The sequence below is a fragment of the Rhizobacter sp. OV335 genome (genome assembly GCF_900142965.1).
In the GTDB taxonomy this organism is placed as follows: Bacteria; Pseudomonadota; Gammaproteobacteria; order Burkholderiales; family Burkholderiaceae_C; genus Rhizobacter.
The window spans coordinates 136,503-144,128 of record NZ_FRCQ01000018.1 but is presented as its reverse complement, the minus strand read 5'-3'; the positions used below and the strand labels follow the sequence as shown (position 1 = coordinate 144,128).

Genomic DNA, 7,626 nt, shown 5'->3' with positions numbered 1-7,626 from the left:
GCACCGGCCTTGAAGCCGGCGAAGGTGGGCGACTCGTACTTGACCGAGTTGTTGATGCGGGCCGGGCCGCCGTTGCCGGTGGCGCTGTAGGTGGTGCCGCCGCGCACCGGCTCGTAGCCGCCGAAGCCGCCGATCACGGCGGTGCTGGCGCCGGTGGAGACGTTCGAGAACTCGCTGAAGTCGCTCGACAGGTTGTAGATGCTGCCGTATTGGCGACCCAGGGTCAGGGTACCGAGCTGCGCCGAGCCGAGGCCGACGTACGACTGGCGGCCCCAGAAGGCGTTCTGGCCGTTGGTGCCGTCGTCGATGTTGACGCCGCTCTCGAGCACGGCCAGGGCACGCAGGCCGCCGCCGAGGTCTTCGGTGATGCGCAGGCCGAAGCGCGAGCCTTGCAGGCCGCCGGACTGCACGCGGCTCAGGTTGGCCGCGCCATTGGCGATCTGCACGTAGGCGTCGGCGACGCCGTACAGCGTCACGTTGGTGGTGGATTGTTGTGCGTCTTGCGCGTTGGCGGCAGCCGAGGCGGCCAGCGCCATCGCGGTCACGGCAAAGGTGGCGAACTTCATGCGATTCTCTCCGATCAGTAGGCGGACCCCTTGTCCCACAGGCACGCGTCACACATCGACCGCGTGGCAGGCACCGACCGGTGCTGCGTCTTGGGGTCGAATGCTAGGGTTGTCCCTGATCGAGAAAAACCACGCCTGCGGCAAGTCGGCATTGCGAAAATGGCAACGATGTCCCTCTTGAAGCCTGGTGCTGCGCTCCCAAGGGGCGAACCCTTAAACTTCAAGCTCGCCTTCGCGTCACGATGTGTCGGTGTCTCTTGCCCTTCCTCCGATTTCGTTCTCCGTCCACAAGGCCCCCATGTCCGGCAGCACCCTCGGCACCCTGTTCCGCGTCACCAACTTCGGCGAGTCGCACGGGCCGGCCATCGGGTGCGTGATCGACGGTTGCCCGCCGGGGATGGAGCTCAGCGAGGCCGACATCCAGCCCGAGCTGGATCGCCGGCGCCCGGGCACCTCGCGCCACGTGACGCAGCGCAACGAGCCGGATGCGGTCGAGATCCTGTCCGGCGTCTACGAGGGCAAGACCACCGGCACGCCGATCTGCCTGCTGATCCGCAACACCGACCAGCGCAGCAAGGACTACGGCAACATCCTGCAGACCTTCCGGCCTGGTCACGCCGACTACACCTACTGGCACAAGTACGGCATCCGCGACCCGCGCGGCGGCGGGCGTTCGTCGGCCCGGCTCACCGCGCCGATGGTCGGGGCCGGCGCGGTCGCGCGCAAATGGCTGAAGGCGCAGTACGGCACCTCGTTCCGGGGCTACATGACGCAGCTCGGCGACCTGGAGATTCCGTTCGAAGGCCACCAGCACATCCCCGACAACCCGTTCTTCGCCGCCAACGCATCGAAGATCGCCGAACTCGAGGCCTACATGGATGCGCTGCGCAAGTCCGGCGATTCGGTCGGCGCGCGCATCCGCGTCGAGGCGACGCAGGTGCCGGTCGGGCTGGGCGAGCCGCTGTTCGACAAGCTCGATGCCGACATCGCCTACGCGATGATGGGCATCAACGCGGTCAAGGGCGTCGAGATCGGCGCCGGCTTCGCGAGCGTCGCGCAACGCGGCACGCAGCACGGTGACGAGCTGACGCCGCAAGGCTTTCGCACCAACAACGCCGGTGGCGTGCTGGGCGGGATCAGCACCGGCCAGGACATCACCGTCAACATCGCGATCAAGCCGACCAGTTCCATTCACAGCCCACGCGATTCGATCGACCTGCAAGGCCATCCGACCGTCGTGCAGACGCATGGTCGGCATGACCCGTGCGTCGGCATCCGGGCCACGCCGATCGCCGAAGCGATGCTGGCGCTGGTGCTGATGGACCACGCGCTGCGGCACCGGGCGCAGTGCGGGGACGTGCGGGTCGAGACGCCGAAGATCTGACCGGCGGCGCGGGCCCTGCTAGCCCACACGTGCGGATGCCCTTGCCTCAGGCGCTACGCTGGTGACCATGAAAACCCTCCGACTCGGCCGCAGCGGCCTGCAGGTGTCGCGCATCGCGCTCGGCATGATGACCTACGGCCGCCCCGACTGGCGGCCCTGGGTGCTCGACGAGGCCGCGAGCCGGTCGCTCGTGAAGCGGGCCGTCGAGCTCGGCATCAACTTCTTCGACACCGCCGACATGTACTCGTCCGGCGAGAGCGAGGTGTTGACCGGCCGCTTCGTCCGCGAGTTCTGCCGGCGCGACGAGGTCGTCATCGCGAGCAAGGCCTACTACCTGGTCGAGATGGAATACCGCAACGCGGCCACTGCCTTCGACAAGGCGCCGCCCAATCTCCATGGCCTGAGCCGCAAGCGCTTGTTCCATGCGGTCGATGCGAGCCTCGCCCGCCTGAAGACCGACTACATCGATCTCTACCAGATCCACCGCTTCGACCCGAACACGCCGGTCGAGGAGACGATGGAGGCGCTGCACGACCTGGTGAAGGCCGGCAAGCTGCGCTACCTCGGCGCGAGCTCGATGTGGGCCTGGCAGTTCGCGAAGATGCAGGAGACCGCGCGCCGCCACGGCTGGACGCCGTTCATCAGCATGCAGAACCACTACAACCTGGCCTACCGAGAGGAAGAGCGCGAGATGATCCCGCTGTGCCGTGACCAGGGTGTGGGCCTGATCCCGTGGAGCCCGCTGGCGCGCGGCTTCCTGGCCGGCAACCGTTCGCGGGATGACAAGGCGGGTGGCGCGACCTCTCGGGCGCAGACCGACAACATCGCGCAGAACCTGTACTACCGCGACAGCGACTTCAAGACGGTGGACCGGCTGAAGGCCCTGGCCGTGCAGCGCGGCGTCAGTCCGGCGACGCTGGCCTATGCGTGGTTGTTGCACCAGCCGGGCGTCACTGCGCCGATCATTGGCGCGAGCAAGCTGCCGCAGCTCGACGAAGCGGTGGCGGCGGCCGAACTGTCGTTGTCAGCGGACGAGCTGCAGGCGCTCGGCGAAGGCTACGAGCCGCACCCGATCGCCGGCCATTCGTAAAGTCGGCGGCCAAGCGGGCGCGGGGTCGTCATTTTTGACGGCTCGGCCCCCCCAATCTGCAGTCTGTCGCAGACCTTGTCAGACCGGTGGGGGCCGAACCTAAACTCGCGCCCATGAATACAGCACACAACGATCACGGCGCGGGCCCACACGGGCTGCAGCCGGTGGGCGGAGGATCATCACGGACCTCCCGGCGCAGACTCTGGGTGGGCGGCGCGGTCGGCGCGGTGGCCGTCGCCGGCCTCGCGCTGGCGCTGGTGCCCGGCCTCACCAGCAGCTCGAAGGCGGCCGCGGCCAAGAAGGATGCGGCGCCCGTCGCGCTCGAGTTCGTCGCGTCCGAGGTCGTGCAGCCGAAGCAGCTCGCGATGCCGCTGGTGATCGAGTTCTCCGGCCCCCTGGTCGCGCCGCGCACCGCGGTGATCCGCGCCAAGGCAACCGGCACGCTGCTCGAACTGAAGGTGGCCGAAGGCAGCCGCGTCAAGGCCGGCCAGCTGCTCGGCGACATCGACCTGGCCGACCTGCAGAGCCGCGTCGCCGACCGCTCCGCGTCGGTCGAGTCGGCCCAGGCCGCACTGGTCGAGGCCGAACGCACGCATGCTGCGAACGTCGGCCTGTCGGCGCAGAACTTCATCTCGTCGAGCGCGCTGCAGTCGTCGCAGGCCCGGCTCGATTCGGCCCGCGCACAGCTCAAGTCGGCGCAGGCGCAGCTGGCCACCTCGCGCGTCGGCGTCAAGGAAGCGGCGCTGGTCGCCCCCATCTCCGGCATCGTCGGCAAGCGCCATGTGGTGCCCGGCGAGAAGGTCAGTCCCGAGCAGCAGCTGCTGACGGTGGTCGACCTGTCGACGCTCGAACTGGCCGGCACCGTCGGCACGCACGAGGTGTCGCTGCTGAAGCCGGGCCAGCCGGTGCAGGTGCAGGTGGAAGGGCAGGGCAAGCCGGTGCCGGGCCGCATCGACCGCATCGCCCCGGCGGCCGAAGCCGGCACGCGCGCGATCGGCGTGGTCGTGGTGCTGGACAACCGCCAGGAGCTGTTCCGCGCCGGCCAGTACGCGCAGGCCCACGTGGTGCTGCCCGATGACGCGCCGCGCCTCACGCTGCCGATCAGCGCCGTCGGCCAGGCTTCGGGCCAGGACTTCGTCTGGACGCTCGAGAAAGACGCGCTGGTGCGCCGCATCGTGATCACCGGCCGCAAGGACGCCGCCAGCGACCGCATCGAGATCAGCAAGGGCCTCGCGGCCGACAGCCAGGTGCTCGGGGCGCGCTTCGACAACCTGCGCGAAGGCCAGCCGGCGAAGATCGTCACGCAGCGCACGGCGCCGAAGGCCGCCAGCGCGGCCTCGGCCGCGGCCGCCCGTTCCTGAGTTCCGGAGACAGACCGCCATGTGGTTCACCCGCGTCTCCATCAACAACCCCGTCTTCGCGACGATGATCATGGCCGCGCTGTGCGTGCTCGGCCTGTTCTCGTACAGCCAGCTGCGCGTCGAGCGCCTGCCCGACATCTCGCCGCCGATCGTGTTCATCAGCGTCGCCTACCCGGGCGCCTCGCCCGATGCGATCGAGACCGAACTCACGCGCCCGATCGAGCTGGCGCTGAACGGCATCGCCGGCGTGAAGATGATCCGCTCGAACAGCTTCGAGGGCCGCAGCGAGACGGTCGTCGAATTCCAGCTCAGCGCCGACATGGCGCGCGCGGTGCAGGACGTGCGCGACAAGGTCGCGGCGGTGCAGCCGGCGTTCCCGCGCGACGCGAAGACGCCGTTCGTCTCGCGCTTCGACGGCGACAACGCGCAGCCCACCGTCTACCTGTCGCTGCTGGCGCCCGACCGCAGCGCGCGCGAACTCTCGCTGCTGGCCGACCAGATCGTGCGCAAGCGGCTCGAGCGCTCGACCGGCGTCGCCCGTGTCGACGTCGGCGGCATGACGGTGCGCCAGGTGCGCATCGACCTCGACCCGCAGCGCCTGCGCGCCTACCAGCTGACGCCGGCCGACGTGTCGGCCGCGCTGCAGCGTGCCAATGCCGACATGCCGGTCGGCCTGCTCAGCAGCCCGAAGGAAGACGCGATCGTGCGCGTCGAGGGCAAGGTGCGCGACGCCAAGGCGTTTGCCGACGTGGTGGTCGCGTCGCGCAACAACATGGTGGTGCGGCTGGCCGACCTGGGCGAGCTGGTCGAGCGCGAGCGCGAGCCCGATTCGCTGTCGCGCGTCGACGGCGTGCCGGCGATCTCGTTCCAGGTCTACAAGCAGCAGGACGCCAACATCGTCGAGACCGGCGCCGCCATCAAGGAGGCGGCCGAGGAGTTGCGCAAGAGCCTGCCCCCCGGCGTCGAGCTGCGGCTGGTGTATGCCGACAGCGACTGGGTCGAGCGCAGCCTGTCGGGCGTCAAGCACACGCTGGTCGAAGGCGCGCTGCTGACGATCGCGATCGTCTTCCTGTTCCTGCACAGCTGGCGCAGCACGGTGATCACCGGCCTCACGCTGCCGATCGCGGTGATCTCGTCGTTCATCGCGGTGTACGCGTTCGGCTTCACGCTGAACTTCATGACGATGATGGCGCTGAGCCTGTGCATCGGGCTGCTGATCGACGATGCGATCGTGGTGCGCGAGAACATCGTGCGCCACGTGCACATGGGCAAGAGCCACGTGCAGGCCGCGCGCGAGGGCACCGAGGAGATCGGCCTGGCGGTGATGGCCACCACCTTCGCGATCTGCGCGGTGTTCGTGCCGGTGGCCTTCATGAAGGGCATCATCGGCAAGTTCTTCTTCCCGTTCGGCGTCACGGTGGCGGTGGCGGTGCTGGTGTCGCTGTTCGTCAGCTTCACGCTCGACCCGATGCTGTCCAGCATCTGGCGCGACCCGCCGACCAACCGCCTCGCGAAGTTGCCGGTGCTCGGCCACCTGATGCGCTGGACCGACCGCGGCATGGACGTGCTGCACGTCGTCTACGAGCGCACGATCCGCTGGGTGTTCTCGGGCCGGCGCTATCGGGTGTTCGTGCCGCCGATTCCCGCCTGGGGCCGCCCCTTCGATGCAGCAGGCCAGCGCGACAAGTCGCAGCCGCGCCGCCTGCGGCTGGTCACGCTGACGCCGCGCGGCCTGGTCGGCTGGGGCGCGGTCGGCAGCTTCGTGCTGGCGATCGCGTTGTCGACGCAGATCGGCAGCGAATTCATCCCCGACGCCGACAACAGCTACATCCAGCTGAACGTGACGCTGCCGGTGGGCACCAGCCTGCCGCGCGCGAGCGCGAAGCTGGCGCAGGTCGAGCAGGTGATCCGCGGCATGAGCGAGGTGCGCCTGACCTCGACCACCATCGGCGACACCGGCAACGGCAGCCGCAACTCGGCCACGCTCGCCATCCAGCTGGTGAAGCCGCACGAGCGCAAGCGCAAGCAGAGCGATATCGAGGCGGCGATGCGCGAGGCGCTGAAGCCGATCCCCGGCATCGAGATCACGGTCGGCCAGCAGCCGATCTACGTCGCGCTGCTCGGACCCGATCCGCAGGTGCTCGAGACCGAGGTGCAGCGCCTCGCCGACAAGGTCGCCAAGGTGAAGGGCATCGCCGACCTGACGACCTCGGTGAAGCCCGGCCTGCCGGCCTATGCGGTGCGGCTGAAGCCCGATGCGGTGCGCGAGCTGGGCCTGACCACCAGCCAGCTGGCGGCCAGCCTGCGCAGCTATGTGAACGGCGACGTCGCGACCTGGTGGACCTCGCCCGACGGCGAGCAGGTCGATGTGGAGCTGCGGCTGCCGCAGGCCTCGCGCGAGAACATCACGCAGCTCGACAACCTGCCGGTGGCGTACGCGAAGGACGGCACGCCGATCGCGTTGTCGCGCGTGGCCGACATCGTGCCGGTGGTGAACCCGCTGGTGATCAAGCGCCAGGACCTGCAGCGCCGCCAGGCCATCTACGCCGGCACGCAGGGCCGCCCGAGCGGCGACGTGGGCGCCGACGTGCAGAAGATCGTCAAGGAGACGCAGCTGCCGCCGGGCTACCGCTTCGACGTGGGCGGGCAGACCAAGGACCAGGCCGAGGCGACGAGCGGCATCCTGCTGGCGCTGGTGGCCGCGGTCATCTTCATCTACATCGTGCTGGCCTCGCAGTTCGGCAGCTTCCTACAGCCCATCGCGATCATGGTGTCGCTGCCGCTGGCGCTGCTGGGCGTGATGCTCGCGCTGTGGGTGACGCGCTCGACGCTGAACCTGTTCTCGATGATCGGGCTGGTGATGCTGATGGGGCTGGTGACGAAGAACGCGATCCTGCTGGTCGACTTCGCGAACCACGGCCGCAAGGCGGGCTTGAGCATGGCCGACGCGCTGCTGCAGGCCGGGCTGGTGCGGATGCGCCCGATCATCATGACGACGGCGGCGATGGTGTTCGGCATGCTGCCGCTGGCGCTCGCGCTCGACGAGGGCGGCGAGATCCAGGCCTCGATGGGGCGGGCGATCATCGGCGGGGTGATCACGTCGACGCTGCTGACGCTGATTGTGGTGCCGGTCGTCTACTCGTACCTGGTGCGCGAGCGCAAACCGGCGCCGGTGCACGACGAGACGCCGGCGCTGCCGTCCGGTGACCTCGTCGCCAAGTAGCC

At 69.1% G+C, this 7,626-nt stretch carries 5 protein-coding genes; 4 read left to right on the top strand and 1 reads right to left on the bottom strand.

Features of this window, described 5'->3' with window-relative positions; genetic code table 11:
• A partial coding sequence (locus BUE42_RS19125; RefSeq protein WP_143171601.1) for a porin occupies window positions 1–566 on the bottom strand: 566 nt, incomplete at its 3' end.
• Between the two features lie 298 nt (window positions 567–864).
• On the opposite strand from BUE42_RS19125, the gene aroC reads away from it, so the two are divergent.
• From aroC to BUE42_RS19105, 4 genes are all read left to right on the top strand, one after another.
• Complete coding sequence (aroC, locus tag BUE42_RS19120) at window positions 865–1,950, top strand: chorismate synthase (RefSeq protein WP_073466844.1); 1,086 nt, start codon at window positions 865–867, stop codon at window positions 1,948–1,950.
• A gap of 67 nt (window positions 1,951–2,017) precedes the next feature.
• Complete coding sequence (locus BUE42_RS19115; RefSeq protein WP_073466842.1) at window positions 2,018–3,040, top strand: aldo/keto reductase; 1,023 nt, start codon at window positions 2,018–2,020, stop codon at window positions 3,038–3,040.
• A 113-nt stretch (window positions 3,041–3,153) separates the two neighbouring features.
• Window positions 3,154–4,401, top strand: a complete 1,248-nt coding sequence (locus BUE42_RS19110; RefSeq protein ID WP_083614272.1) for an efflux RND transporter periplasmic adaptor subunit — start codon at window positions 3,154–3,156, stop codon at window positions 4,399–4,401.
• 19 nt (window positions 4,402–4,420) lie between these two features.
• Entirely contained in the window at window positions 4,421–7,624 is a 3,204-nt protein-coding gene (locus BUE42_RS19105; protein ID WP_073466840.1) for an efflux RND transporter permease subunit, read from the top strand.
• The last annotated feature ends 2 nt before the right edge of the window (window positions 7,625–7,626 follow it).